Below are 25176 nucleotides of genomic sequence, written 5' to 3' on the forward strand. Positions count from 1 at the left end.
AGTGCTATGTCCAGACGAGCCATTGCGTGTACTACATATTTCCGATCTGCACCTCGGCGATGACCCGCAGTGGTCGTACCAGGGGGTACGGCCATGGGAGCGGCTGACCGAGGCCTTGATTGGCGTCGATCCTGATTGTCTCGGTGCCCAGGGGTTATCCCGCGCCCCTTTTGACTTGGTAGTGGTTACCGGAGATTTAGCCCACGACCAAGGGGAGAGTGTTTACGCCAAGCTTAGTGAGCAACTCGCAGCCCTTAAGGTTCCTGTGCTTGTATTGCCTGGCAACCATGACGATCCTGAAGGCTTTCAACGCATCTTCACTGATAGTGGGCAAGTCAGTTATTGCCGCGAATACTTTGCAGGCGGTTGGCGAATACTCTGCCTGAATAGTCAAGTGCCCGGGCAGATCACCGGTCGCCTTGGGGGGCAGCAATTGAACGCTCTTGAGCAGGATCTGCAGCAAAATCAAGACCTGCCGACCCTGATTGCCTTACATCATGCTCCAGTTGAGGTCGGCACACCCTGGCTCGATGTGCAACGCCTAGAGGACGGCGAGAGCTTCCTCGAGCTGGTAGAGCGTTACCCTCAAGTTCGAGGTGTCGTCTTCGGCCATGTCCATCAGGACTTCGCTGAGCGGCGTCAATCTGGTTTGCGCTTGCTTGCGGCGCCGGCGGTATCTATCCAGTTTGAGCCGGGCTCGGCGGTTTTTGCCGTTGAGCCCTCGCCGCCTGGGGTGCGGTGGCTGGAGCTTTGTTCAAACGGCAGTTTGCAGAGCGAGGTGTGGTGGCTGGAGGGGTGCGACTGAAAGCGATTAAATAGGCTTCGCCGCGGGGAAGATCCCGCAGCGAAGCCGTGCAGTGGCTAGTCGTTCGCTAGTCCAAGTAGATGAAGCAGGCTGGTAAAGAGGTTGTAAATGGCGATATATAGGGTGATCGTCGCCATGATGTAGTTGGTCTCACCGCCGTTAACCATCTCGCTGGTCTGATAGAGGATCAGCCCGCTCATTAAGATCATGAACATCACGCTTACTGCCAGCGATAGGCCGGGCATCTGCAGGAAGTATGCTGCTATGGCGGCCACGAAGGCGACTAGGATGCCGGCAAACAGGAATCCGCGCATGAAGCTAAAATCCCGCCGCGAGGCTAGGGCATAGCCGGATAGGCCGAGAAAGATAGCTGCTGTGCCACCGAAGGCCATCATTACGGTTTCACCGCCATTAGGCAGTCCGAGGTAAAGGTTGATGACCGGGCCCAGGGTATAGCCCATAAAGCCGGTAAGGGCGAAGATCGAGGCGAGGCCCCAGGCGCTGTTGCGTAGGTACTGCGTCAAGAACAGCAGGCCGAAAAAGCCGCCCAGAACGACGAATATGTTTAGCCGCGGTGCATCAGTCAAGACGGCGATGCCGGCGGTTACGGCGCTAAACGCCAGAGTGATTGCGAGTAGGATGTAGGTATTACGGATCAGGCGGTTGGTTGCCAGGGCTTGCTGCTGCGCCTGCTCGCGCCCGGTGGCTGTGGCGGCCCTACTGTTGCTATATTGTTCCGACATATTTAGTTGCTCCTGTTGCTTATTGCCTATTGCTTGATTTTTGGAGGGGGAGGGAAGTCCACTAGGCCATGCCGCTGTGCCACACCCCCCAGATCTGTAGTATTGCATGGCTCATCGTGACAGCCTTGCCAAGCTTGCGCTTGGTTTAGGACTTCTCCTCTTTGCCGCTGTTCTGTGTACCTTCTAGCCAGAGCTTTATAACAGCGACTGCTCGCTCTGGGTCATCCTCAATAAGATCACGGATTGCCTCTATCTTGTGTTCGTATGAGTTATGCCTGTTGTGGCTGGAGGATAGCAGGCTGCCATGCTGTTGTGTCGATGGTGATTCTTCATCCGCCATACCTTTCACCATTCAGGCGTGCGGTCCTGACCTTAAGTACATGGGTCTAGCCGCAACCGGGTATCACGCCCAGGGTTGCGCTCCCGTGTGGCGAGTATGGATCTAATCAGAGTCTGTGGAGCATCCCTATTGCATGACAAACTCGGTGAAGAAAACGTCATCTATGCGCCCTTCAACGCCACGCTTCTCAAGTATGCCATTGATGATCTCTTCCGAGCGGTTGCGGAGCTCTTCGCGTCCCTCAACATCATTAAGATCCTCTGGGCTTTGCTCTGAGAAGAGCATTATCAGCTCATCACGGATTGCGGCGCTATGTCTCTCCAGGGCCTCGACCACTTCATCTTGGCTAGTCTGGACTTGGACGTCGGCCTCGAGATAGCGCAACCGTTCGCCATCGCCGAAGTTTACCGTGAGCGAGGGTTCCAGTTCCACGTACTGAGCATCATCGTAATCTACCTCAGTGCTTGCCGGGTCGCTGTCATATTGCTGCATGCCTGGGGGTGTTATCCAGCCAGTAGCAATAGCCAGCACAAACCCTAGGGTGATGGTCAAAAGTACCGTAGCCGCGGTTAGTAACACATATATGCTCTTGGGCATTGCTGTTATAACTCCCTCGGTTGAGAAGGCCGTCAATCAGCAGCGGTATCTTGTTTGCCTTCTTGCCTTTCGCGCTTACAGCGTGTGTGTATAGGGGCTAGACGGGATATGCAGGCCTCAAAATGTCCCGGGGCTTCGATGTGGCACTGCTCGCAATCGGGCATCTCATAGCTGGTAGCTGGCTTTATCCCGTATGGTACCAGTCGCGTCTTTGCCGGGTAGCGACAAATGTGATCATAGTCAGAGACTATCACCTCCCACTGGCCTCTGCCAGGATCCATGGTGAATCCGCAGTAGGCGCAGCGTGCCCCGTGGCGGCGGTAGACGCGGTCGCGCATGTCGGGGTGAATTGGGGTTTTGCGGGCGAACCGCTCCCAGGCTTCGCGATCATGTTTTTTCATCGCCTCTGCCTCAGTGATGCTGCCCCACTGAATGCCCTCACCCTGTGCTGAGCGCAACGCCCGGTTACGGCGCTGTTCTTGACGTTCACGGTTGCGTCGGCGAGCCTCGTTGGTGCGCTCTATCCAGCGAAAGACCTCGACGATGGAGCCGCGCATGACGAAGGCTAAATGTTCATCGCCGGTTTGGGCTTTCTTGATCTTGTCGTCGGGGATCCAGACTATTCCCCTCGCATCGAGATGCTCGGCGATCTTGCTGCTGCGCTGCAAGGCTGTAGCATAGCCTTCCCGGGCATGCTCAGCAGGTAGCACATAGATCATGAAATTGCCCTCTTCGGCGCCGATGACTATGTTGCCGACACCATCCGGTGTTTCGACGTCGAAGCGGTAATCAAACGCCGGTCCGTGGTCGAGTATCCACATGCGTAGCCCGCGTGACAGACGCTCCGGGTTCATGCCGTATTGGGCCCTGTTGCGCCGCTCTATGCTGGCTTGGCGGCGGCGTATCTCGCGTTTGATCTGCGGGTTGACAATGCGGATGGCAAGGCCAACTGATGCCCCTGATGCTATTAGAAACAGCGGCCAAGTGTGGCTCAGCAGGCTATGCGCTTCACTCAGTATGGGCAGCTCTGGTTGTTGGACGAATGTCGGCAAGAACGCCGCTGCCGCTAGGCCGAGGGCGAAAGTATGCCACGATCGAGCAATGCGCCATCGTCGGGTGCTGTGCGGCTGAGCATGGCTGAGGCGGCGGATGCGGTTGCTGCAAACCTCGCGTAAAGCCAGCAAAAGTATCAGCACGACTATAGCAAAGAGGGTCATTGAATCTCCTTCTTTGTCCTGGGAATCACCATTTTTTGTTAGCCCCCTGGCATTCCGTGCCCCTTCACTCTTATAATATGCACTTAAGGAGCATAGCAGGGCGACCCCCTGAGAGGTAATTTCATGCGAAAGTGGCGGAATTGGTAGACGCGCCGGGTTTAGGTCCCGGTGGGGTTAGCAGCCCCGTGAGAGTTCGAGTCTCTCCTTTCGCACCAGTTTCTACCATACCGCGCCGTATTGCTTCGCCTATAGCCGCTTGCGGCTAGGGGGTGGGGAAGCGGCGCATCGTGCAGCTAACTATGCCTGACGCAAAAGACCTCAAGGATTTCCCGATGCAAGTTTCTATTGAGACTACCGAAGGCCTGGGCCGTCGTATGACGGTACAGGTGCCGGCTGAGCGTGTTGAACAAGAAATTGAGCGGCGGTTGAAGGATATGGCGGGCCGCATGAAGATGGACGGCTTTCGTCCTGGCAAGGTGCCGGTCAAGATGGTCCGCAAGCAGTACGGCGAGCATGTTCGCCAGGAGGTAGTGAACGAACTGCTGCGCCAGACCTACAGCGATGCGCTCAAAGAGCAGGATTTACGCCCGGCAGGGGCGCCACAAGTAACCCCTAAGCAGGATGAGAGTGGCCAGGATCTCATTTATGAGGCCAGTTTTGAGGTGCTGCCGCAAATTGAGATCACCGGTATAGAGCAAATCAAGGTCGAGCGCCCGCAGGTCGAGGTCACCGATGCGGATGTCGACAATGTCTTGGATAGACTGCGTCAGCAACACGCCGATTATGAGGAGGTGGACCGTCCGGCCGCACAAGGGGACCGGGTAGAAATTGATTTCCACGGCACCGTTGATGGCGAAGAGTTCCAGGGCAATAAGGCAGAAGATGCGGCAATAATCATCGGAGCAGGACAGTTACCCGAAGACTTTGAGCAAGCCCTTGTAGGGGCAGCGGCCGGTACCGAGTTGACCGTAGAGCATACCTTCCCGCAGGGGGGCGACAGTCCAGTTGCAGGCAAGACTGCCGCATTCCAAGTCTCGGTCAAGCGCGTGGAGCAGGCCAATCTGCCCGAGCTGGATGATGCTTTCGCGGCGCGGTTAGGGGTTGAGAGTGGGTTGAATGATCTGCGCGATGCGGTTCGGGCAAACCTTGAAAATGAACGGGATCAAGCTGTACGCCAGCGCGTTAAGCGCCAGGTCATGGACCAGCTCGCCGAGCTGAATCCGGTTGAGTTGCCCAAGAGTTTGATTGATGGTGAGATTCAGGCTCTGCGCGAACAGTCCGGTGGGGCGAGTGAGGGCGGCATGCCTGAGACTGAGCGGGATGCCTATGAGGAAATAGCGCGTCGCCGTGTTCAGCTGGGGTTGCTCGTCAACGAGTTGGTCCGCAGCCAGCAGATTCAGCTCGATAAGGAGCGAATGATGCGCGAGTTGCGCCAGATGGCAGCTCAATCCGGTCAGGATCCTAACGAGGCGCTGCAGCAATACGCCCAAAATCGGCGCATGATGGAGAGTCTGGAGGCGTCTATTATAGAAGAACAGGCGGTAGATTGGTTGTTAGAACAGGTTCAGACTGAAGAGCGCGGCATGAGTTTTGACGAGTTGCTCAATCGCGACGGGAATGTCTCATAAAAGCTTGCTTGGGAGCGCATACATGAGTGTAGAGCAGCATTCGTCGGCCCCGGATATCTACAATACCGGTTTGGTCCCGATGGTGGTGGAGCAATCACCACGCGGGGAGCGTGCTTACGATATATTTTCGCGCCTGCTCAAGGAGCGGGTGATATTTTTGGTTGGCCCGGTAGAGGACTACCAGGCTAATTTGTTGGTGGCTCAGCTACTATTCCTCGAGTCTGAGAACCCGGATAAAGATGTCCATCTCTATATCAATTCGCCTGGTGGCTCGGTGACCGCAGGGTTGGCCATCTACGACACAATGCAGTTTATCAAGCCTGATGTCGCGACACTGTGTGTGGGGCAGGCCGCGAGCATGGGTGCTCTGCTATTGGCAGCCGGGGCAGAGGGTAAGCGTTATGCCCTGCCCAACTCGCGCATGATGATCCATCAACCGTTGGGCGGCTTTCAGGGCCAGGCCACCGATATTGATATACATGCTCGGGAGATCCTGAGCATGCGCGAGAGGCTAAACGCAATCCTGTCGCGACATACCGGCCAAGACATCGAAACTATCCGTAACGATACTGACCGAGATAATTTTATGACTGCAGAGGCTGCAGCGAATTACGGATTGGTCGATAAGGTTCTGGAGAGTCGTACAAGTTCTGGTAAGCCAGCTTGATTTTGCGCCGACTGCGGGCAGGTATCTAAGTTATGTCCGGGGCTGCGCGGTGCATATACCTCTGGGTGAGGTATCGGTTGTCCAAGATTTAAGTGCAGAAACAGAGGCCAAGGCATGAGTGATCGAAAACAGGGCAAAGGTGAAGATAGCGGCAAGCTGCTGTACTGCTCCTTCTGCGGTAAGAGCCAGCATGAGGTGCGTAAGCTCATTGCCGGCCCGTCTGTGTTTATCTGTGATGAATGCGTCGATCTGTGCAATGACATCATCCGCGAGGAGCTTCAAGAGAGCGCTGAGGCTGAGGGTGAAGGGCTACCCAAGCCGCATGAGATAAATCGGGCTTTGGATGAGTACGTAGTGGGTCAAGAGCATGCCAAAAAGGTGCTCTCGGTAGCGGTATACAACCACTACAAGCGCCTTGAGGGGCATGTTGATCGCGATGAGGTTGAGCTGACCAAAAGCAACATATTGCTCATAGGGCCGACTGGCTCTGGTAAGACGCTGTTGGCAGAAACCATGGCCAGGCTTTTGAATGTGCCCTTTACCATTGCAGATGCGACCACTTTGACCGAGGCCGGCTATGTTGGCGAGGATGTAGAGAACATCATCCAGAAGCTCCTGCAGAAGTGTGACTACGATGTGGAGAAGGCACAGCACGGCATTGTCTATATTGACGAGATAGATAAGGTCTCGCGTAAGGCCGATAACCCCTCCATAACCCGCGATGTGTCGGGCGAGGGGGTCCAGCAGGCGCTTCTCAAACTAATCGAAGGCACCACGGCCTCTGTGCCGCCGCAGGGTGGGCGCAAGCATCCGCAGCAGGAGTTTGTCCAGGTAGATACTACCAACATACTCTTCGTTTGCGGAGGGGCCTTCGCAGGCCTGGATAAGGTGATCCGCGAGCGATCGGAGAAGGGTGGTATCGGTTTCTCTGCTGAGATCAAAGGGGAAAAAGAGCGCGCTAGCGTAGGTGATACGCTGCGCACGGTCGAGCCTAGCGACTTGGTCAATTACGGCTTAATACCTGAGTTTGTCGGTCGCTTGCCTGTTGTAGCGACGCTTGATGAGCTTGATGAAGAGGCCCTCGTAGAGATTCTCAAAGAGCCCAAGAATGCCCTGGTTAAGCAGTATCGCAAACTCTTTGAGATGGAAGGTGTGGAGCTTGACTTGCGGGATGATGCGCTACGCGCAGTGGCTAATAAAGCGATGGAGCGCAAGACCGGTGCTCGGGGCCTGCGAACCATTATCGAACAGGTTCTGTTAGAGACTATGTATGAACTTCCCTCGATGGATAATGTCAGCAAAGTAGTAGTTGATGAGTCTGTAATCAAAGGTGAAAATCAGCCGTATATTGTCTATGCTACGCCTGAGTGCACTAAGGCAGCATCTTCTGACGAGTAAATAAGGCTCTGGCTGTCATCGTTATTACTCAGGTTGGCTTGAAACCTGATCGTTGCGCCCCCATCCCTCCTTATGAAGGCCGGTTCGATGAGTCGAGCCGGCCGCCATATCCGCTAGCAAATGAGGTTTAACCGCATGGTGTCCAAGGCTCAAAGCCCGCAACAGACACAGTCAGAAAATCATACTCAAGCTCAAGCCCCCCTACTGCCGCTGCGGGACGTTGTCGTTTATCCGCATATGGTGATCCCGCTGTTCGTGGGCAGGGAGCGCTCAATCAATGCGCTTGAGTCAGCTATGGAGAGTGATAAGCGGATATTTCTCGTTGCTCAGCGTAATGCCGAGGTCGACGAACCCGCAGGGGGCGATCTCTACTCTTATGGGACCGTCGCTACCATCCTGCAGATGCTCAAGCTGCCCGATGGCACAGTTAAGGTGCTGGTTGAAGGCGGTGAGCGCGCGCAGCTGGTTGAGTTGCTAGAGAGTGATGACTATCTCGCAGCTAAACTCTCGGCCGTGGCTGAGCCTGAGTCGGATCCCGAGGATCGCGAGCTTGAGGTGTTGGCTCGCTCGGCGATGAGTCACTTTGAGCAATATGTAAAGCTGAATAAAAAGATTCCCCCGGAGATCCTCTCATCTTTAGCTGGTATAGAGGAGCCTGGGCGGCTTGCAGATACCATCGCTGCGCATATGGCCCTGAAAGTAGAAGAGAAGCAGGCCATTTTGGAGATGGAGAAGCCGAGCCAGCGGCTTGAGCATTTGATGGGGTTAATCGAGAGCGAGATAGATGTGCTGCAGCTCGAAAAGCGCATCCGCGGTCGGGTCAAGCAGCAGATGGAGAAGTCGCAGCGCGAGTACTACCTCAACGAGCAAATGAAGGCCATTCAAAAGGAGCTCGGTGAGCTTGAGGATGTGCCTAACGAGGTTGAGGAGCTCGAGCGTAAGATCGAAGAGTCTGGGATGCCGCAGCAGGCCTTAGACAAATCGCGCCAGGAGCTAAATAAGCTTAAGATGATGTCGCCGATGTCGGCAGAGGCGACTGTAGTGCGCAACTATCTCGACTGGATTGTCAGTTTGCCGTGGAAGGAGAAGAGCCGAGTTCGGCTCGATATGAAGCGAGCCCAAAAGGTGCTTGATGAGGATCACTATGGGCTGGACAAGGTTAAGGAGCGCATCCTCGAATATCTAGCGGTGCAGCGCCGTGTGCGTAAGCTCAAGGGTCCTATACTCTGCTTGGTGGGACCGCCTGGGGTGGGTAAGACTTCCCTGGGCCAGTCAATTGCTAGGGCGACCAACCGCAAATTCTCGCGCATGTCGTTGGGCGGGGTGCGCGATGAGGCGGAGATCAGAGGGCATCGGCGCACCTATATCGGCTCCTTGCCAGGCAAAATTGTTCAGAATCTGAGCAAGGTTGGCAAGCGTAACCCCCTATTCTTGCTCGATGAAGTTGACAAGATGGCAATGGACTTTCGCGGTGACCCGGCCTCGGCGCTGCTCGAGGTGCTTGATCCGGAGCAGAATTACAGCTTTAACGATCACTATTTGGAGGTCGATTTTGACCTTTCCGACGTGATGTTTGTCTGCACCGCTAATACCATGAATATACCTGAACCGCTCCTCGATCGCATGGAGGTGATCCGCCTTCCAGGCTATACCGAGCAGGAGAAGGTGGCCATCACCAAGCGCCACTTGCTGCCTAAGCAGATGAAGGCTAATGGCTTACGTAAAGGGGAGCTGGATCTTAAAGATAGCGCCATGCGGGATATCATTCGCCACTATACCCGCGAGGCAGGCGTGCGTAACCTAGAGCGGGAAGTAGCTACGATATGCCGTAAGGTAGTGAAAGGCTTGGTAGAGGACGAGGCTAAAAAGCGCCAGTCCAAGGGGGTTCAAGTAACCAGCCGCAATCTTGATAAATATCTCGGGGTGCGCCGCTACCGTTATGGTAGAGCCGAGTCCGAGGATCGGGTTGGACTTGCCACAGGACTAGCGTGGACCGAAGTCGGGGGTGAGTTGCTGACCATTGAGGTTGCAGTTGTCCCCGGCAAGGGTAAAGCTACCCACACCGGGCAGCTCGGTGAGGTCATGAAAGAGTCCATAGATGCGGCAATGACGGTTGTGCGTAGCCGTGCCCGGACTCTAGGGATCCAGCCCGAGTTCTATGCTCAACATGACTACCACATCCACGTCCCTGAGGGGGCTATACCGAAGGATGGCCCATCGGCGGGGATAGGGATGTGTGTAGCGCTGGTATCTTCATTGACCGGCATACCGGTAAGGGCTAGTGTAGGCATGACCGGTGAGATCACGTTACGTGGCGAGGTGCTGCCGATCGGTGGGCTTAAGGAGAAGCTACTAGCAGCCTTGCGCGGTGGTATTGAGACCGTGCTGATCCCGGCTGAAAACGAGAAGGATCTGGCTGATGTGCCCAAGGAGGTAAAGAGTAAACTGGATATCCGCTGCGTACGCTGGATAGATGAGGTCTTCGATGTAGCGCTCCTCCAGCGGCCCGAGCCTCTTGCCGAAGAGTCTGTGAGTGACGAGGACGAAACCTCGCAGCGCTCCAAGGTATCTGAGAATGGCTCGGTGCGCCCGCATTGACGGGTCAGCTCGGCTGGTGATTGGTGGGGAAGAGAGTTGACAGGCTTTGTGGGCATTGCTATAAATCGACACCTCCCAAAAAGATCTAGTCACGCTCGGCAGGCTAAGCAGCTTGGTTAACTTGGGCGGTCGGATGCGGCTTTAACGAGTTACTTGGGGATAGCCAGGCGTAATGGTAGAGTGGGCGATCGCAGGGGGATGGGGGCAGGAGCTGGGCGTCGCTCGTTGTGCAAAAGGCCTTCTCCATAAGCGGGCGAGCAATCCTTTTTAGAAAATCAATCACAAGACCAAGGGGACTTTGGGATGAATAAATCAGAGCTCATCGAGGCGGTAGCCGACTCTGCTGATCTTTCAAAAGCTGCGGCTTCACGTGCCGTTGATGCTATGGTAGAATCCATAACCGATGCGCTTAAGGAAGGCGACCAGGTGACTTTGGTTGGGTTTGGTACCTTTAGTGTTCGCGAGCGTGCGGCAAGGACTGGGCGTAATCCGCAGACTGGTGAGACGATAGAGATACCCGCTTCAAAAGTTCCTGGATTTAAGCCTGGAAAAGCGCTTAAAGATGCGGTAAACTAGCCGACCTAGAAATTGGGTGGTTAGCTCAGTTGGGAGAGCGTCGCCCTTACAAGGCGAAGGTCGCAGGTTCGAACCCTGCACCACCCACCAAGGTTGGTTTTAGGTTTTAAGAGTATTGGAGCGGTAGTTCAGTTGGTTAGAATGCCGGCCTGTCACGCCGGAGGTCGCGGGTTCGAGTCCCGTCCGCTCCGCCAAACATTGTAGATCTGCGAGATAGAAAGGCGCCCCCAAAAGGGGCGCTTTTTTTTTGGGTGCGTCTAGAGCGAAAAGCGGCGCCTTGACTGTTACGATGCCTGGTGATAAAGCTAATGAGTCGTGCTTCAGGCGAAGTGTGTCCCTTAACTTTTGTGTGGTGAGCAGAGAATGCTGCAAGCAATTCGAGATGGAGTAAAAGGCTGGATAGCCTGGGTAGTAATCGGACTTATCGCGCTGCCATTCGTATTTATGGGGGGGTATGATTACTTTACTGGCGGCACGGATCGTGATGCTGTTGTTGCCAAAGTCGGTGGCGAGGAAATAGTCCGCCACGAGTTGAATCGGGCTGTAGAGCAGCGGCGAATGCAGCTGCGGGAGATGTTCGGTGGTGATCTCCCTGAAGGGGCTTTTGACGAGGGGGCCATGCGTCGTGAAGCACTGCAGGGGCTGATTGATGAGAGGTTGCTGCACAAGTTTGTTGCTGATCAAAACCTGCGGGTGAGCGATGAAGAGGTAGCTCGCACCATTCGTAACCAGCAGATCTTCCACGAGGGTGGTCAATTCTCACGGGATCGTTATCGCACTTTGCTGAATCAAAATAGGTTGACCCCTGAAGAGTACGAAGAAATGGTTAGACAGGATCTGCTGGTTGGTCAGTTTGAAGATGTTATGCGCAGGAGTTCCTTCGTCGCTTCAGGTATGGCCGAGCGCTATTTAAAACTAGATCGCGAGCAGCGCAGTTTTGAGTATCTTGAGCTCACCGCCGAGCTGTTCAAGGATGAAGTGGAGATAACTGAATCTGAGTTAGAGAGTTACTATGAGGAGCATAAAGATGAATATATGGCTCCTGAGGCGGTTAAACTGGCTTACATAGAAGTCAGGGAGGATGAGCTGGATGATGCGGCTAAGATAGATAACATGGCCAATGTGGCTTTTGAGCGGCCGGAGAGCTTGGAGCCGGCCGCCGAAGAGGTGGGAGCAGATATCCGCTATAGCGACTGGATTACCCAAGAGGGTGAATCGGATGGCCTTGCACAACACTCGGCGATAGTATCAGCCGCGTTCAGTGAAGATGTCCTTGAATATGGTTACAATAGCGATTTGATAGAAGTATCCGGCGGACACTTTTTTGTGGTGCGTAAAGCCGAGCATCGGGAAGCTGAACCTAGGCCTTTATCAGATGTAGAGCAAGAGGTTAGGGAGCAGTTACGCCTTGAGCGGGCTCTGGATCTAGCGCGACAAGAGGCCGAAGATCTTATCGCCAGCGTGGAGGAGGACGCTGAGCAGTTGAGCAGTTTCGCCGAGCGTGTGGGCGCAGAGCTGTTCGCCGTGGATGGTGCGCGGCGCAGTGACGTTAGCCATCCGCAATCGGTAGTGCGTGAGGCCTTCAGATTGGGTGAAGGCGGGGTCGGCAAGGTTGAGCTCGATAACGCAACTGTTGCCGTGGTCCGCTTAGCCGAGGTTGAGCCTGGTGATCCAGATGGGGTTGAGGATCAAGAGCTGCGTCAGGTACAGCGTGATATCGAGCAGATGACCTCACGCGCTGATATGCAGGCGTTTATGCGGGCGTTGCGCGACGATGTCAGCGTTAAGATCAATGAGCAAAGGCTGTAGATTGCTAAATGATTAAGCTGAAGCCGCTAGCCGGCACTTGCCAAAGCCTGCTGAGTGGTGCCCTTCCACCGAGGGGGAGGCCTTAGTCACAGTACTGTGGAGGCCATGACGCCAAGGAAGACGCCAAGGATGACGCCATCCCTGGCGCAAGGCCTCTACAGCGGGGCAACTAAGTGATTCAGGGGGAAGATTTAGAGCCCCCCAGATGACCAAGATGACTATAGTTCAGCGCCGGAAAGGGCGACGCAGTGGAACCCACCGTCAACGTGGATAACTTCACCGCTGATCCCCGAGGCTAAGTCAGAGCAGAGAAAAGCGCTGACATTGCCTACTTCCTCGATAGATACGTTTTTGCGCAGCGGAGAAGCCTTTTCATTAAAGCTCATCATCTGCTTGAAGCTGCCGATACCGGAGGCCGCTAACGTGCGGATGGGTCCAGCTGACACCGCATTTACTCTGATTCCTTCGGGTCCGAGATCTGCGGCCATATAGCGGGTTGATGCTTCGAGACTGGCCTTTGCTGCACCCATAACATTGTAGTTTGGAAGTGCCCGCTCTGCGCCGAGATAGGTCAGGGTGAGCAGAGATCCTTGCCGCTGACGCAGCATCTCCCGACCGTGACGGGCCATGGCGACAAAGCTGTAAGCGGATATCTCGTGGGCGCTTTTAAAACCCTCACGGGTGGTGTTATCAACAAAAGAACCCTCTAGCTCCTCGCGTGGTGCGTAAGCTATGGCGTGAACGACGCCGTCTATGCCGTCAGTCCAGCTCTTGCCGAGCTCAGTGAAGAGTTGTTGAATTTCATCCTCCGAACTCACATCACAGGGAAATATCAAATCGCTATCAACAGATGCGGCAAGTTTGCTAACCCGGCCTTGAAGCTTTTCGGTTTGATATGTGAAGGCTAATTCTGCCCCTTCACGGTGCATAGCCTCGGCTATTCCCCAAGCTATTGATCGGTCGCTGGCGACTCCGGTTACAAGTATTCTTTTGCCGCTGAGGAATCCCATAGCAGAAAGTCTCCTATTGTAGGTTGTTTATGGCTGGTGCTTTGTTTGAAATCTAGGTCTTGATTTTATCATACCCCTGCATGGGCTCTTCGAAAAAACTCCCCTGAGCCCAGTTGTGCCCTGGTGTGGCCTCTAAAACTTCGCCGGCGCCACTATCCGCCCCGGTGTGGAGGTCTTTGGCGCCAGGGATGGCGCCATGAAGCCTCCAGGGAAGGATTCACGGCGTCCTCCACACCGGGGCGGATAGTGGCGCCGGCGAAGTTTTAGAGATTACCCCGGTGTGGAGGTCTTGGCGCCAGGGATGGCGCCAAGAAGCCTCCAGGGAAGGATTCACGGCGTCCTCCACACCGGGGCGCAATTGGGTTCAGGGGCAAGATTTAGAGTCTCTCCCCAAAAAATTTTGCTCGTAATGCATTAAAGTCAGCCGTGCCGATGACGAAAACGGGAAAAGAGGCGGTCATGGACTGCTGCTATTTCTGTTGGCACGATTTGTTGTTAAGCTAACAATGACTATCCCAAGCCGTGGGGCTTGGGTGGCAACGATCCGGGAGGAATCCGGGTCTGCGGTTCAAGAGAGGGCCCGCAAGTAGTTAACAGTAGTAAGCAAAGTGGTAGGAGGAGTTATGGATCCAGTCGGAGGAGCAGCAGGTAGTGCCGCAAGCGCTACTGGGATGTCTCAGCCGAGTACCAAGGCGGATGATCCTTTTGCGGGCGCGGACACCGGAGAAGTAGGCGGATCAGAGTTTGGCAGTGGTGCCGAAGGTGGTGGAGCAGATGCCGTGGATCTGTCCTCTGTGGCAGGCGGCAGTGAAGTAGGCGATGATGCTCTCGCCGAAGATGGCGGCGCGTCTAGCTATGACTCTGATGGCGGGCTTGACGACATGGGTGGTGGAGCGAGCGAAATAGACGCCATGATTTAAGTTTCTGTAAACTAAGCACTCTGCAGCTAACGCCTATGATTGCGGCGCTTCTAGATGCTAGGAGCGCCGCTGTAGTTTGTAAGGGCTGAGGTGCGTAGGCCCACCAACCGAGGCCTCTGCTGAGAGGCCTCGAAAAAATGCCGCTGCCTCGTGGCACTATAAGAGATCTGTTAATGCGCCCTGTAATCGCCCTAGTTGGACGTCCAAACGTCGGCAAATCCACCCTGTTCAATCGCCTCACTAGGACTAGGGATGCCCTGGTGGCCAACTATCCTGGGCTGACGCGGGACCGCCAATATGGGGTTCTTCGTCACCACGGTGATAGCGCCATTGTTATCGATACTGGTGGTATGGGTGAGGAGACAGATGGGCCTGGTGCTGCTATGCATGAGCAAGCCGGTGCTGCTATTGCTGAGGCTGATACGGTTATTCTGATAGTTGATGGGCAGACAGGGGTTAGTTCAGGTGATGAAGAGATTGTTGCGCAACTCAGGGGGCGGGGTTGTGCGGTGCATGTTGCAGTAAATAAAAGCGAGGGGCTGGATAAGAACCTCGTCTGCGCTGACTTTCATAGCTTAGGCATAGCAGCAGTTCACGCCATCTCAGCTCTGCGCGGTAGGGGGGTGGATGATTTAATCGATGCGGTATTTCGAGACGTTTATGCCCGCCGTTCTCAGCCCCATAAAGCCCCCGAGCAAGCTGGAGTAAATGGCCTGGATGAGGGGGTTGATGATCAAGTTGCTGCCCCTCGGGGGGCGGTGAGTGTGGCGGTAGTGGGGCGTCCGAATGTTGGCAAGTCGACGCTTATTAATCGCCTGCTCGGTGAAGAGAGGGTTGTTGTCTATGACCAGCCGGGGACGACACGGGATAGTATAACCATACCTTTTGAGTGCGCTGGTCAGTTATACCACTTGATCGATACAGCCGGAGTTAGGCGCCGGGCCCGGGTTGATGAGCAAGTGGAAAAGCTCAGTGTGATTAAGAGCCTAGAGGCTATAGATAGGGCCAATGTGGTGCTGTTGGTCAGTGATGCTCGAGAGGGTATCACCGAACAGGATGCCCACCTTGCCGGCCATGTGCTGGAGGCGGGAAGGGCTTTGGTGCTCGTCATTAATAAGTGGGATGGGCTGGAGCCAGATCAGCGCCTTAAGGTTAAGCGCGATTTAGATCGCCGGTTTGCCTTTCTTGAGTTTGCTAGGCGCCACTTTGTTTCGGCTCTGCACGGTAGTGGGGTAGGGCTGTTGTTGGAGTCGGTCGACCTTGCTTATGCTGCGGCAAATCGTGACTTGCCTACCCCAGAGCTTAATGAGGCCTTGCACAAGGCTATTGCGGGGCATCAGCCGCCATTGTCGCGAGGTAGACGGATAAAACCACGCTACGCCCACCAGGGCGGCCACAACCCACCGCGGATAGTCATTCACGGCAACCAGGTGCAGCGCTTGCCGGCTGCTTATGGCCGGTATCTTGAGCGGTTCTTCCGTGAAGAGTTTCAGCTGCAGGGAACCCCGGTGCGTATTGAGTATAGGGCAAGCGATAATCCCTTTGCCGACAAGCCCAATCCTCTCTCAGAGCGCCAGCAGCGTCGCCGCCAGCGGGTTATTCGGCATGCCAAGCGGAGCAAGAAGAGGAAACGTCGTTGAGCTAATGGCGCCGGTTCTAGAGGTTACTTACTGTGTAATCCGGAGTACTACCTTAGAGCGCAACCAAGATAACCGATATGTTATCTCTGCCACCGCGCTCGAGTGCTTGGCGGATAAGGGCGTGGCAGCGTTCCTCTAAGTAGTCCTTATTAGGATCTTTGAGTACCTCTTCAATCTCTGTGTCATCAAGGTGAGCAGTCAGACCATCCGAGCAAAGCAGGAAGATATCCCCTGGCTCCCTAGGTAGGCGCTCTACGTCGGGCTCTGCATGGGTAACGGCCCCTAAGGCACGTTCGAGAACATTGCGCTCGGGGGAAAATTTAGCTTCATCTTCACTGATCTCGCCGTTACTGAGCGCACGCTGCACCGGGGTGTGGTCGGTGGTGAGTAACTTCAATTGATTGTTGCGCAGTAGATATATGCGAGAATCACCAACGTGGGCTATGGCCACCTCATCTGGAGCAGTGCAAAGTAAAGCCAAGGTGGTGCCCATGCCCTCATAGCGCCTGTCGCGCTCTGTGTATGAGAGTACTGCACGATTTGCCAAGTGGATCAAGTCAGCGGGCTCGCCTCCCGATTCGAGCCAGGTATGGTCGGCGCCGTGGTGGGCCTGGGCGATATTGATTACGCTCTCGACCGCTAACCGCGCGGCCTCATCACCAAAGGGGAGTCCGCCCAGGCCGTCAGCGAGGACTACAACGCCAGCCTCTTTGTCCCAGTCGATTCGATCTTCGTTCTTTTCTCTTACATGGCCGCGATGGGACTCACCGACTATATCCATATTTCCCCCTTGGTTTTTTTGACAGAAGTCGCGCAGGTTCTTAACTATCTATCCTAGCGCTATAGGGCAGTCGGCGAAAAGTAGCACTCTTGATATACGCTTTAGCGTATATCATTATGGGCCAAATAGCTCTCGAGCGAGGATACCCTTGCGGGAGCCGCGCTACCGTACGCGGATTGTTATTGTTCCAAACGGGAACCTCTAAAACTTCGCCGACGCCACCATCCGCCCCGGTGTGGAGGTCTTGGCGCCAGGGATGGCGCCATGAAGCCTCCAGGGATGGATTCACGGCGTCCTCCACACCGGGGCGGATGGTGGCGTCGGCGAAGTTTTAGAGGCCACCAAACATGCACAAAGAGCCTAATTATGCTGGAGATATTTGCCTATATAGCGACTCTGTCCACTGAGGGAGTGCTGGGCCTTGATCAGGATAAGAACCTAACCCAGACCCTGCATTTCTTTATTGAAAGTACAACTAAGATCTTCGCCCTCTTGATTGTACTAATATACGTTATCGCGTTGGCGCGGGCCTCGCTTAATGTCGAGAGGGTCAGGGCTTTTCTGGCTGGTAAGAATAGGTTGCTGGGATATTTTCTTGGGTCTACCTTTGGTGCCGTTACTCCATTTTGTTCGTGTTCGAGTGTGCCGGTATTTATCGGCTTTACTTCAGCCCGTATACCTATTGGTATAACGATGGCGTTCCTTATTACCTCGCCGATGATCAACGAAGTGGCTGTTGTGCTGCTCTGGGGGCTGCTGGGCTGGGAGTTGACTCTGCTCTACGTGGTGGTCGGCTTCGCCGTAGGTATGCTGGGCGGTGCATTCCTGGATGCCATTAGGGCAGAGCGCTATCTGCAACCCTTTCTAGCCAAGGCTTATGAGCAGGGGAGTAGTAGCGCCTTAGCTGAGCCGGAGAACAAGCGCCTTAGCCTTAGCGAGCGGCATGAATTTGCTAAGGGTGAGACTAAAGAGATCTTCCGGCGGGTATGGAAGTGGGTTTTCATTGGGGTCGGGCTAGGGGCCTTGCTCTATGGCTATGTGCCAGACGGCTGGTTTGAGAAGAACCTGGGCGACGGTGCGTGGTGGCAGGTGCCTGTTGCTGTGCTAGTTGGTATTCCACTTTATACTAATATCACCGGGGTTGTGCCGGTGATGGAGAGCCTTATTCTGCAGGGGTTGCCGATTGGTACTACGTTAGCCTTTTGTATGAGCACGGTGGCAGCTAGCTTCCCCGAGTTCGTCCTGCTCAAGCAGGTTATGCAGTGGCGGTTGCTGGTAATCGTCTTCCTAATGCTATTGTTAGCGTTCACAGTGGCAGGCTGGATACTGAACCTGGTTGGGCCGCTGCTATTTGCCGGGGTGTGATGGGCTTTGGTTGACGTTATGATGCATGTAAGCGGTGCCGCGCACGAAAGGCCTTAGGGATCCCCTAAACTCCCGCCGGGGCCACTCAACTGCCCCCGGCGGGAGTTTGTAGAGGTTTCTTTGAGCAGATCGCCTTACAGGTTTGATACTGGCTTAAGAGGTGAGTTGTGGTCATGAAACACATAAAGGTCTTGGGTAGTGGATGTACCAAGTGCAATAAAACCGCGCAGATTATTGAAGAAAAGGCTGCTAATATGGGCCTAACTGTACAGGTGGAGAAAGAGACGCGCCCTGAGGCGCTGTTCGAGTATGGGGTTATGTCTACGCCTGCTGTCGTTGTTGACGAACAACTCGTGCACAGCGGTTCGATACCAGAGAGTGGCAAGATTGAGGAGTGGTTAAAGTGAGTCTAATGCTTTTTTTGATTTTCCTGGCAGCATGTGCAGTGGCGGCGGCGACTGGGCACTTTTTTGGTCCGGGTCAGTGGTATGCCAAGCTCAATAAACCCGAGTGGACACCGCCTAACTGGGTCTTCCCGCTTGGCTGGGCGATAATGTACCCGGCTATGGCTATAGCGGCATGGCGGGTAGGCATATCGGGCCACGATCTCGTGCCGCTGGCTCTGGCTCTGTGGGCACTGCAACTTGCCCTGAACACCTTGTGGACACCGATATTCTTCGGTCTGCAGCAAATATTTACGGCCTTGGTAGCTATTTGCTGCATGTGGGTAGCGGTGCTGTTTACCACGGGTGTATTCTTAACCGTCGATTGGTTGGCTGGATTGCTCTTCCTGCTCTACCTCGCTTGGGCTAGCTTCGCTTCTGCCCTCAACTATGAAGTGTGGAAGCGCAACAGCGATGTCTCCGCTGAGGGGTGACACCTAGGAGAGCAGTGAGCTTAATAGCTACAGAGGACATTGCGCCACCATCCGCCCCGGTGTGGAGGTCTTGGCGCCAGGGATGGCGCCATGAAGCCTCCAGGGATGGATTCACGGCGTCCTCCACACCGGGGCGGATGGTGGCGCCGGCGAAGTTTTTAGAGGTTCCCCTAGGGCATTACCGCCTTAAAGGGCAGGACTTCTACATCTTTGTAAACCCCCGCCTTCACATATGGGTCATCGTCAGCCCACTGTTGTGCTGCTTCCCAAGAGGCAAACTCAGCCACTACGAGACTGCCTTGAAAACCGGCGTCGCCCGGGTTTTCGGCGTCAACTGCGGGAAATGGGCCTGCCATAAGGAGCCGCCCTTGATCCCGCAGCTGCTCCAAGCGAGCGAGGTGCTCGGGTCGGGCCTGTTTGCGCAGCGGCAGGCTGTTATCTACATCTTTGCTAATGATTGCATAAAACATAATAGTAAAACTACTCAAAGTTAACGCTGGAGTTGCTTGAAGTTGCGTGTGTTGCCCTCTCTTTTCGGCTAAGCTGGAAGCTGCGGCTCCCCAGGGCGATTAAGACGAACGGCATTAGTAGAGTTGCTATTGCGACCAGCAGGGCCACTATCCCCAGCACGGTTTTGCCGGTCCCGTAGTCTTGAAAGAGCAACATGGAGGTAGTCCCAAAACCGAACATGATCCCGCCGGGGATTAGCTGAAATAACGGGTTAAGCTTTACTGCAAACCCGGGGATGACGAATATAAACAGCGCCAATCCGGTAAGCCCGCCGAAAAGTGCCGTAATCGCCAAAGAATTGAACACTGCTGCCCCGAGGATCGCTAGTGTTGCGGCTACAACTGCCACGGCTAGAGCGATGATCTCGTACGTAATACTTGTCTTCTGTTCTAACATAGATCTGCCTCCATAGTCTGAATTAATCGTGGAAGAGCGAACTGCGGTTTTCGCAACCCAAGCTACTTGGGAGACATTAAGAGACTTCTAGAAGCTCCCAAATGGGGCACCTTTAAACTCCTCTGAGCCATGAGCCATGAGTTACCCCGGTGTGGAGGTCTTGGCGCCAAGGATGGCGCCATGAAGCCTCCAGGGATGGATTCACGGCGTCCTCCACACCGGGGCAACTCATGGCTCAGGGGAGTTTAACGGTTCTCCGGGGGTCGATCTCACAACTCCCTACCGGCTTGAGAGAGCCTCCAACCAAGCCTTGCGAAAATCGTAATTTAAAAAGGCAATATTATCCATCGACACACCTTTCGGGCAGGCGGCTTGGCACTCGCCGTGATTGGTGCAGTAGCCAAACCCTTCGGCCTCCATCTGCGCCACCATCGCCCGGGCCCGCTGCTGACGTTCGGCCTGACCCTGCGGAAGCAGCGCTAAGTGAGTCGCTTTGGCGGCGGTAAATAGCTGTGCTGCCGCATTCGGACACGCAGCCACGCACGCCCCGCAGCCGATACATGTTGCTGCATCCATGGCGCGCTCGCTATCCTCTTTGGCGACCGGTAGGGAGTTAGCATCCGGTGCGCCGCCGGTGTTTACTGAGGCATAACCGCCGGCGGCAATAATCCGATCGAGCGCGGTACGATCGACAACCAGATCCTTAATAACCGGGAAGGCTGCCGCCCGCCAAGGTTCGATGATGATGCGCTGGCCATCGCTGAAGTGGCGCATGTGCAGTTGGCATGTGGTAATGCCTGCAATCGGGCCATGGGGGTGGCCGTTAATCATCAAGCCGCAAGCGCCACAGATACCTTCCCGGCAATCGTGATCGAAGTGTATCGGCTCCTGACCGCTGCTGCTAAGACGCTCGTTGACGACATCGAGCATCTCGAGAAACGAACTGTCGGCGCTGATATCCGCTGCCTCGTACTCGACGAACTCGCCCGGGGACTCGGGGCCGGACTGTCTCCATACTTGCAGGGTAAACCTCACTTGTAACTCCTCTCTTGTAGGCTGGCGTGCTCAAAGCTCAACTGTTCATGGTGTTGGGCCGCGGGCTGCTCCGCGCCGCGATACTCCCACGCCGTAACGTGGGCGAAGCGGCTGTCGTCACGTAGCGCCTCGCCGCCAGAGCTCTGGTGCTCGACCCGGAAGTGGCCGCCGCAGGACTCTTCACGCTCCAGGGCGTCGCGGACCATGAGTTCGGCTAGCTCGAAAAAGTCCTCGACCCGAGCCGCCTTTTCCAGCTCCTGGTTAACTCCGCTAGCGCTGCCAGGCACAGCGAGATCTTTATAGAACTCTTGGCGTAATGCGCCGATATTCTCCTGTAACTCGCGCAGCTGTGTGGCCTCGCGGGCCATGCCGCAGCCCTCCCACATTAGTTTGCCGAGCTGGCGGTGGAAGGAGTCTGCACTGCGGGAGCCATTAATATTGTGCAGCCGATCCAGGCGTTCGGCCACATCGCGCTGGGTCTGTTGGAATGCCGGGTGGTCGGTGGCCGGGGGCTGTTCGCCAAGGTGGCCAGCTAGATAGTCGGTCAGGGTGCTGGGCAGTATGAAGTAGCCGTCAGCAAGGCCTTGCATCAGTGCGCTAGCGCCGAGGCGGTTGGCACCGTGATCAGAGAAGTTGGCCTCGCCAATGACGAATAGCCCGGGGATAGTCGACATTAAATTGTAATCGACCCATAGCCCGCCCATGGTGTAGTGGGGCGCCGGGTAGATGCGCATTGGTACCTGCCACGGATCCTCGCCAGTAATCATCTGGTACATCTCGAAGAGGTTGCCGTAGCGCTCGGCGATGGCGCGTTTGCCGAGGCGGGCTATGGAGTCAGCAAGATCGAGGTAGACGCCGACTCCCGAAGGTCCAACGCCGCGCCCCTCATCAACCACCTCTTTGGCGGCGCGCGAACTTATATCGCGCGGGGCAAGGTTGCCGAAGGCAGGATATTTGCGCTCCAGGAAGTAGTCGCGCTCAGATTCGGGTATTTCGTTGGGCGGGCGCTTATCGCCGGCTGCTTGCGGCACCCAGACCCGACCATCATTGCGCAGTGACTCACTCATCAGGGTCAGCTTGCCCTGCTGTTCGCTCGCTGGCGGGATACAAGTGGGGTGGATCTGGGTAAAGCAGGGGTTGGCCATGAAGGCGCCGCGGCGATGGGCACGCCACAGCGCGGTGGAGTTGCACGCCTTGGCATTGGTGGTCAGGTAGTAGACGTTGGCATACCCGCCGCTGGCGAGTACAACGGCGTGGCCGGAGTAAGAATTGATCTGGCCGCTTAGCAAGTCGCGGCAGACAACTCCGCGGGCTTGGCCATCATGTAGGACTAGGTCGAGCATCTCGGTGCGCGGATGCAGCGTGACTTGCCCGCGATCGACTTGGCGCATTAGTGCCTGATAAGCGCCGAGTAGCAGTTGCTGGCCGGTTTGACCGCGGGTGTAAAAGGTTCTGGCTACCTGCGCGCCGCCGAACGAGCGGACATCGAGTAGACCGCCGTAGTCACGGTTAAACGGTACTCCCTGAGCGACACAGTGATCGATGATGCTGTTGGCGACTTCGGCGAGTCGGTAGACGTTGGCCTCGCGGGCCCGGAAATCGCCCCCTTTGATGGTGTCCTGAAACAGCCGCTCAATACTATCGCTGTCGTTACCGTAGTCCTTAGCGGCATTGATACCGCCCTGGGCGGAGACGCTATGGGCTCGGCGCGGCGAGTCGTGGAAGGTGATACAGCGAACCCGATAGCCCATCTCGGCTAGGGCTGCGGCGGCGGATGCCCCGGCGAGTCCAGAGCCAACCACAATGATCTCAAAGCGCCGGCGGTTGGCAGGGCTAACCAGGCGCAGGGCATTTTGGTGGCGCTGCCACTTATCCGCCAGCGCTCCGGGCGGTATGCGGCTGTCGAGCCGCGGCGAAGAATGCTCGGTGGCGCTGGATGCGCTCATGCTTTGCTCCGTCTTGGCCATCACTCAATTACCCCAACCATAACCGCTAGTGGCAGCGAGATGTTGCCGAGGCCAATCACTACAGCGACTACTACGGCAGGCGAGCGCCCACCGCGATGAAAGCCGCGATAAGTCGAGCCCATGGTCTGCAGGGCACTCCACAGGCCGTGGTAGATGTGCAGCGCCAGCGCGGCACAAGCAATAATATAGAACAGTGATACGTACCACTGTTGGAAGCCACTGACAATATTGCGGTAGACGTCGGCGCTGAAGTCGTGATGGGCGTGGCCGGTGGTCAGGTGTAGTACATGGAAGATAATGAACAGGGTTATTATCACCCCGCCCCAACGCATGGTGCGCGAGGCGATATCTACTGTGCGGTGTTCGCGGGCGGCATACTCTACAGGGCGGGCCGCGCGGGCTAGCCGGACTAGTTGAACAGCAGCGACGATGTGGACGATTACACTGAGCAGCAGGATTACCCGCAGGGCCCAGATGGCAAAGTACTCGGGCAGCAGCGGCGAGCCGACGGTGCGCAGCCAGTCGGCGTAGGCGTTAGTCGCCTCAGGGCCAGCGAAGACCTTCAAGGTGCCGAGCAAATGGACTAGCACGTAGGCGATGAGGATAAACCCGCTGATGGCCATGGCGTACTTCTTGCCGAGTTGCGAGCGCCACAGTTCAAGCCAGCGGTTGCAGCCCGGCCGTGCGCGTGGCGTTGCGGGATTGGCTAAGCCGTGCGCCAAGCCGTCGACTTGGTTGTTGCCATTGCTCGGGTGGTCTTGTTTGCTCGCCATTACTTGGAAGCCCCTTGCTCAATCGCGCCGGTCAGCTCGATACCCATTACTACCGGCAAGAGGAAGTAGACGAACAGGGTCGTCAACAAGATGGTTACCATGTTCAGCACTAGTCCGGCACGCGCCATGTCCGGTACGCTCAGCGCGCGACTGCCGAATACCACGGCGTTAGGGGGGGTGGCGACCGGTAACATGAAGGCGCAGGAGGCGGCTACGGCGACTGCGGCCATTAGCACCAACGGGTTGAAGCCGGTAGCGACCGCCAAGGCCCCCATCAGCGGTATAAATACTGTAGCGGTTGCGGTATTAGAAGTCACCTCAGTGAGAAATACCACTAAGGCGACACAAGCTGCGATTATCAAGATGATGGGGACGCCGCCTAGCACCTCTAGGCTCTCTGCCAGGGTCTCCGAGAGGCCAGTAGCCGAGAAGCCAGCGGCGATAGCGAAGCCGCCACCGAACAGGAGCACTATGTCCCAGGGGATTTTGGCGGCGGTCTCCCAGTCAAGCAGGCGTTCACCCTTCTGTTTGCCGGAGGGCAACAGAAAGAGGGCCAGGGCACCGGCAATAGCAATGCTGGCATCGCCCAGCTCATCAAGTACGCCATCGGGCAGGAAGCCACGCATGATCCAGGCTAGGGCAACGGTTACGAAGACTATGAGAACGCGCTTCTCGGCGCTGTCCATGCCGCCTATCTCGTTCAGCTCAGCGCGGATTCGCTCCTGCCCTCCGGGTAAAGTTTTGATGTTCCGGCAGTTACGGCCGCAGGCAAGAAATAGCCAGGTTATGGCGAGAAAGATAACCGCCATAGGCAGGCCGAAGGCCATCCAGCTAGCGAAGGTGATGTCGACATCGTAGAGCTCTTCTAACTGTCCAGCGAGCACGGCATTAGGCGGGGTGCCGATAAGGGTAGCAATACCACCGATGGAGGCAGCGTAGGCAACCCCGAGCATGAGTGCTATGCCGAATCCGGGAGCTAGCTCCTCACCGCGCGAGTGCGCCTCGTCGCGGCTTTGGGTCAGCACGGCGAGGGCGATCGGCAGCATCATCATCGCCGTAGCGGTGTTGCTGATCCACATTGATAAGCCGGCGGTGGCGAGCATGAAGCCGAGGATCATGCGCTGCGGCTGCGGGCCGACCAAGTTGATGGTATGCAGCGCGATGCGCCGGTGTAGGTTCCAGCGCTGCATCGTTACGGCGATAAAAAAACCACCGAGGAATAGGAAAATAAGGTGGTTACCGTAGGCCTGTGTCACATCTCCGACCGGCATCACTCCGAGAGCTGGAAAGGCAACGACGGGAACTAGGGCGGTAGCAGCCAGGGGCAGCGCTTCGCTGATCCACCAGATCGCCATCAGTATAACGACCACGGCTACCATCCACTCTGCTTGTTCCAGCCCGCCGGGAGGCCCAAGGAGTAGGCCGACGATGAACACTATTGGTCCGAGGAAAAGCCCGATGCGCTGCCTATAAGATTCCATGAACACCTCACCATGCTCGGGAAAGCGCTAGCGTGAACTACAA

The 25176-nt window shown here is 55.9% G+C and carries 25 protein-coding genes and 3 tRNA genes; 15 read left to right on the plus strand and 13 right to left on the minus strand.

The genetic code is table 11. The features are described 5' to 3' along the window. The first annotated feature begins 1 nt into the window (after position 1). Positions 2–805, plus strand: a complete 804-nt coding sequence (locus HH1059_RS02630) for a phosphodiesterase (RefSeq protein WP_162549320.1) — start codon at positions 2–4, stop codon at positions 803–805. Positions 806–861: 56 nt separating this feature from the next. On the opposite strand, the gene HH1059_RS02635 is transcribed toward HH1059_RS02630, so the two are convergent. The 4 genes from HH1059_RS02635 to HH1059_RS02650 form a co-directional block, all read right to left on the minus strand. Next, positions 862–1548, minus strand: coding sequence for a Bax inhibitor-1/YccA family protein (locus tag HH1059_RS02635; RefSeq protein WP_179948771.1), 687 nt, complete (start codon positions 1546–1548; stop codon positions 862–864). A gap of 145 nt (positions 1549–1693) precedes the next feature. Next, positions 1694–1888, minus strand: a complete 195-nt coding sequence (locus HH1059_RS02640; protein ID WP_096407963.1) for a hypothetical protein — start codon at positions 1886–1888, stop codon at positions 1694–1696. 126 nt (positions 1889–2014) lie between these two features. Continuing rightward, the gene (locus HH1059_RS02645; RefSeq protein WP_096407965.1) at positions 2015–2485 is read right to left on the minus strand and encodes a flagellar basal body-associated FliL family protein; all 471 of its coding nucleotides are present in this window, start codon (positions 2483–2485) and stop codon (positions 2015–2017) included. 32 nt (positions 2486–2517) lie between these two features. After that, complete coding sequence (locus HH1059_RS02650) at positions 2518–3702, minus strand: hypothetical protein (protein ID WP_096407968.1); 1185 nt, start codon at positions 3700–3702, stop codon at positions 2518–2520. 125 nt (positions 3703–3827) lie between these two features. Between HH1059_RS02650 and HH1059_RS02655 the strand changes: the two genes are divergently transcribed. The 9 genes from HH1059_RS02655 (at position 3828) to HH1059_RS02695 (ending at position 12378) form a co-directional block, all read left to right on the plus strand. Further along, positions 3828–3917: transfer RNA gene (locus HH1059_RS02655), tRNA-Leu, on the plus strand. Positions 3918–4001: 84 nt separating this feature from the next. Then, positions 4002–5330 (plus strand): trigger factor, encoded by a 1329-nt coding sequence (gene tig / locus HH1059_RS02660; protein WP_231902003.1) that lies wholly within the window; start codon positions 4002–4004, stop codon positions 5328–5330. 22 nt (positions 5331–5352) lie between these two features. After that, on the plus strand, positions 5353–5997 hold the full coding sequence (gene clpP / locus HH1059_RS02665; RefSeq protein WP_096407970.1) for an ATP-dependent Clp endopeptidase proteolytic subunit ClpP: 645 nt from the start codon (positions 5353–5355) through the stop codon (positions 5995–5997). A 114-nt stretch (positions 5998–6111) separates the two neighbouring features. Then, positions 6112–7395, plus strand: a complete 1284-nt coding sequence (gene clpX / locus HH1059_RS02670; protein ID WP_096407973.1) for an ATP-dependent Clp protease ATP-binding subunit ClpX — start codon at positions 6112–6114, stop codon at positions 7393–7395. Positions 7396–7530: 135 nt separating this feature from the next. Continuing rightward, the gene (gene lon / locus HH1059_RS02675) at positions 7531–9993 is read left to right on the plus strand and encodes an endopeptidase La (protein ID WP_096407976.1); all 2463 of its coding nucleotides are present in this window, start codon (positions 7531–7533) and stop codon (positions 9991–9993) included. Between the two features lie 303 nt (positions 9994–10296). Beyond that, the gene (locus HH1059_RS02680; RefSeq protein ID WP_096407978.1) at positions 10297–10569 is read left to right on the plus strand and encodes an HU family DNA-binding protein; all 273 of its coding nucleotides are present in this window, start codon (positions 10297–10299) and stop codon (positions 10567–10569) included. A 14-nt stretch (positions 10570–10583) separates the two neighbouring features. Next, a tRNA-Val gene (locus HH1059_RS02685) sits at positions 10584–10659 on the plus strand. 27 nt (positions 10660–10686) lie between these two features. Further along, positions 10687–10763: transfer RNA gene (locus tag HH1059_RS02690), tRNA-Asp, on the plus strand. Between the two features lie 169 nt (positions 10764–10932). Then, a complete protein-coding gene (locus tag HH1059_RS02695) occupies positions 10933–12378 on the plus strand; it encodes a peptidylprolyl isomerase (RefSeq protein ID WP_096407981.1) in 1446 nt (481 codons plus the stop codon). A gap of 218 nt (positions 12379–12596) precedes the next feature. On the opposite strand, the gene HH1059_RS02700 is transcribed toward HH1059_RS02695, so the two are convergent. Further along, complete coding sequence (locus HH1059_RS02700) at positions 12597–13388, minus strand: enoyl-ACP reductase FabI (RefSeq protein ID WP_096407983.1); 792 nt, start codon at positions 13386–13388, stop codon at positions 12597–12599. Positions 13389–14011: 623 nt separating this feature from the next. Here HH1059_RS02700 and HH1059_RS02705 point away from each other — a divergent pair. Both HH1059_RS02705 and der read left to right on the plus strand, forming a co-directional pair. Continuing rightward, positions 14012–14308 carry a hypothetical protein gene (locus HH1059_RS02705; RefSeq protein ID WP_096407986.1) on the plus strand — a complete coding sequence of 99 codons (297 nt, stop codon included), beginning with the start codon at positions 14012–14014 and terminating at the stop codon, positions 14306–14308. Positions 14309–14481: 173 nt separating this feature from the next. Next, entirely contained in the window at positions 14482–15948 is a 1467-nt protein-coding gene (gene der / locus HH1059_RS02710) for a ribosome biogenesis GTPase Der (protein ID WP_096407988.1), read from the plus strand. A 52-nt stretch (positions 15949–16000) separates the two neighbouring features. Here der and HH1059_RS02715 read toward each other — a convergent pair whose 3' ends face one another. Further along, positions 16001–16729 carry a PP2C family protein-serine/threonine phosphatase gene (locus tag HH1059_RS02715; RefSeq protein ID WP_096407991.1) on the minus strand — a complete coding sequence of 243 codons (729 nt, stop codon included), beginning with the start codon at positions 16727–16729 and terminating at the stop codon, positions 16001–16003. A 40-nt stretch (positions 16730–16769) separates the two neighbouring features. Beyond that, positions 16770–17018: a hypothetical protein gene (locus tag HH1059_RS13125; protein ID WP_162549321.1), complete on the minus strand. Its 249-nt coding sequence runs from the start codon at positions 17016–17018 to the stop codon at positions 16770–16772. Between the two features lie 77 nt (positions 17019–17095). Here HH1059_RS13125 and HH1059_RS02720 point away from each other — a divergent pair, with 77 nt between their 5' ends. From HH1059_RS02720 to tspO, 3 genes are all read left to right on the plus strand, one after another. Continuing rightward, positions 17096–18094 carry a permease gene (locus tag HH1059_RS02720; RefSeq protein ID WP_096407993.1) on the plus strand — a complete coding sequence of 333 codons (999 nt, stop codon included), beginning with the start codon at positions 17096–17098 and terminating at the stop codon, positions 18092–18094. Positions 18095–18267: 173 nt separating this feature from the next. Continuing rightward, positions 18268–18501 (plus strand): thioredoxin family protein, encoded by a 234-nt coding sequence (locus HH1059_RS02725; protein ID WP_096407996.1) that lies wholly within the window; start codon positions 18268–18270, stop codon positions 18499–18501. A gap of 5 nt (positions 18502–18506) precedes the next feature. Continuing rightward, the gene (gene tspO / locus HH1059_RS02730; RefSeq protein ID WP_207148191.1) at positions 18507–18971 is read left to right on the plus strand and encodes a tryptophan-rich sensory protein TspO; all 465 of its coding nucleotides are present in this window, start codon (positions 18507–18509) and stop codon (positions 18969–18971) included. A gap of 170 nt (positions 18972–19141) precedes the next feature. Here tspO and HH1059_RS02735 read toward each other — a convergent pair whose 3' ends face one another. The 6 genes from HH1059_RS02735 to HH1059_RS02760 all read right to left on the minus strand — a co-directional run bounded on the left by HH1059_RS02735 (position 19142) and on the right by HH1059_RS02760 (position 25133). Then, the gene (locus tag HH1059_RS02735) at positions 19142–19441 is read right to left on the minus strand and encodes a YciI family protein (RefSeq protein WP_096408001.1); all 300 of its coding nucleotides are present in this window, start codon (positions 19439–19441) and stop codon (positions 19142–19144) included. 10 nt (positions 19442–19451) lie between these two features. Beyond that, entirely contained in the window at positions 19452–19877 is a 426-nt protein-coding gene (locus HH1059_RS02740; RefSeq protein ID WP_096408004.1) for a hypothetical protein, read from the minus strand. A 279-nt stretch (positions 19878–20156) separates the two neighbouring features. Continuing rightward, on the minus strand, positions 20157–20912 hold the full coding sequence (locus HH1059_RS02745) for a succinate dehydrogenase/fumarate reductase iron-sulfur subunit (RefSeq protein ID WP_096408006.1): 756 nt from the start codon (positions 20910–20912) through the stop codon (positions 20157–20159). Further along, entirely contained in the window at positions 20909–22858 is a 1950-nt protein-coding gene (locus HH1059_RS02750; RefSeq protein WP_197710731.1) for a fumarate reductase/succinate dehydrogenase flavoprotein subunit, read from the minus strand. Before HH1059_RS02750 ends, HH1059_RS02745 begins: the two co-directional genes overlap by 4 nt. Before the next feature lie 20 nt (positions 22859–22878). After that, positions 22879–23652, minus strand: a complete 774-nt coding sequence (locus tag HH1059_RS02755; protein WP_096408011.1) for a succinate dehydrogenase cytochrome b subunit — start codon at positions 23650–23652, stop codon at positions 22879–22881. After that, positions 23652–25133 (minus strand): SLC13 family permease, encoded by a 1482-nt coding sequence (locus tag HH1059_RS02760; protein ID WP_096408014.1) that lies wholly within the window; start codon positions 25131–25133, stop codon positions 23652–23654. The genes HH1059_RS02755 and HH1059_RS02760 overlap by 1 nt, the downstream gene beginning before the upstream one ends. Between the last annotated feature and the right edge of the window lie 43 nt (positions 25134–25176).

Source organism: Halorhodospira halochloris (genome assembly GCF_002356555.2).
GTDB classification, from domain to species: Bacteria; Pseudomonadota; Gammaproteobacteria; order Nitrococcales; family Halorhodospiraceae; genus Halorhodospira; species Halorhodospira halochloris.

What these genes read in the sequence shown, in the direction of transcription:
- HH1059_RS02635 (WP_179948771.1), bottom strand. Translation starts at nt 1,548, where the DNA reads ATGTCGGAACAATATAGCAACAGTAGGGCCGCCACAGCCACCGGGCGC.
- HH1059_RS02640 (WP_096407963.1), bottom strand. Translation starts at nt 1,888, where the DNA reads ATGGCGGATGAAGAATCACCATCGACACAACAGCATGGCAGCCTGCTA.
- HH1059_RS02645 (WP_096407965.1), bottom strand. Translation starts at nt 2,485, where the DNA reads ATGCCCAAGAGCATATATGTGTTACTAACCGCGGCTACGGTACTTTTG.
- HH1059_RS02650 (WP_096407968.1), bottom strand. Translation starts at nt 3,702, where the DNA reads ATGACCCTCTTTGCTATAGTCGTGCTGATACTTTTGCTGGCTTTACGC.
- tig (WP_231902003.1), top strand. Translation starts at nt 4,002, where the DNA reads ATGCCTGACGCAAAAGACCTCAAGGATTTCCCGATGCAAGTTTCTATT.
- clpP (WP_096407970.1), top strand. Translation starts at nt 5,353, where the DNA reads ATGAGTGTAGAGCAGCATTCGTCGGCCCCGGATATCTACAATACCGGT.
- clpX (WP_096407973.1), top strand. Translation starts at nt 6,112, where the DNA reads ATGAGTGATCGAAAACAGGGCAAAGGTGAAGATAGCGGCAAGCTGCTG.
- lon (WP_096407976.1), top strand. Translation starts at nt 7,531, where the DNA reads ATGGTGTCCAAGGCTCAAAGCCCGCAACAGACACAGTCAGAAAATCAT.
- HH1059_RS02680 (WP_096407978.1), top strand. Translation starts at nt 10,297, where the DNA reads ATGAATAAATCAGAGCTCATCGAGGCGGTAGCCGACTCTGCTGATCTT.
- HH1059_RS02695 (WP_096407981.1), top strand. Translation starts at nt 10,933, where the DNA reads ATGCTGCAAGCAATTCGAGATGGAGTAAAAGGCTGGATAGCCTGGGTA.
- HH1059_RS02700 (WP_096407983.1), bottom strand. Translation starts at nt 13,388, where the DNA reads ATGGGATTCCTCAGCGGCAAAAGAATACTTGTAACCGGAGTCGCCAGC.
- HH1059_RS02705 (WP_096407986.1), top strand. Translation starts at nt 14,012, where the DNA reads ATGGATCCAGTCGGAGGAGCAGCAGGTAGTGCCGCAAGCGCTACTGGG.
- der (WP_096407988.1), top strand. Translation starts at nt 14,482, where the DNA reads ATGCGCCCTGTAATCGCCCTAGTTGGACGTCCAAACGTCGGCAAATCC.
- HH1059_RS02715 (WP_096407991.1), bottom strand. Translation starts at nt 16,729, where the DNA reads ATGGATATAGTCGGTGAGTCCCATCGCGGCCATGTAAGAGAAAAGAAC.
- HH1059_RS02720 (WP_096407993.1), top strand. Translation starts at nt 17,096, where the DNA reads ATGCTGGAGATATTTGCCTATATAGCGACTCTGTCCACTGAGGGAGTG.
- HH1059_RS02725 (WP_096407996.1), top strand. Translation starts at nt 18,268, where the DNA reads ATGAAACACATAAAGGTCTTGGGTAGTGGATGTACCAAGTGCAATAAA.
- tspO (WP_207148191.1), top strand. Translation starts at nt 18,507, where the DNA reads ATGCTTTTTTTGATTTTCCTGGCAGCATGTGCAGTGGCGGCGGCGACT.
- HH1059_RS02735 (WP_096408001.1), bottom strand. Translation starts at nt 19,441, where the DNA reads ATGTTTTATGCAATCATTAGCAAAGATGTAGATAACAGCCTGCCGCTG.
- HH1059_RS02740 (WP_096408004.1), bottom strand. Translation starts at nt 19,877, where the DNA reads ATGTTAGAACAGAAGACAAGTATTACGTACGAGATCATCGCTCTAGCC.
- HH1059_RS02750 (WP_197710731.1), bottom strand. Translation starts at nt 22,858, where the DNA reads ATGAGCGCATCCAGCGCCACCGAGCATTCTTCGCCGCGGCTCGACAGC.
- HH1059_RS02755 (WP_096408011.1), bottom strand. Translation starts at nt 23,652, where the DNA reads ATGGCGAGCAAACAAGACCACCCGAGCAATGGCAACAACCAAGTCGAC.
- HH1059_RS02760 (WP_096408014.1), bottom strand. Translation starts at nt 25,133, where the DNA reads ATGGAATCTTATAGGCAGCGCATCGGGCTTTTCCTCGGACCAATAGTG.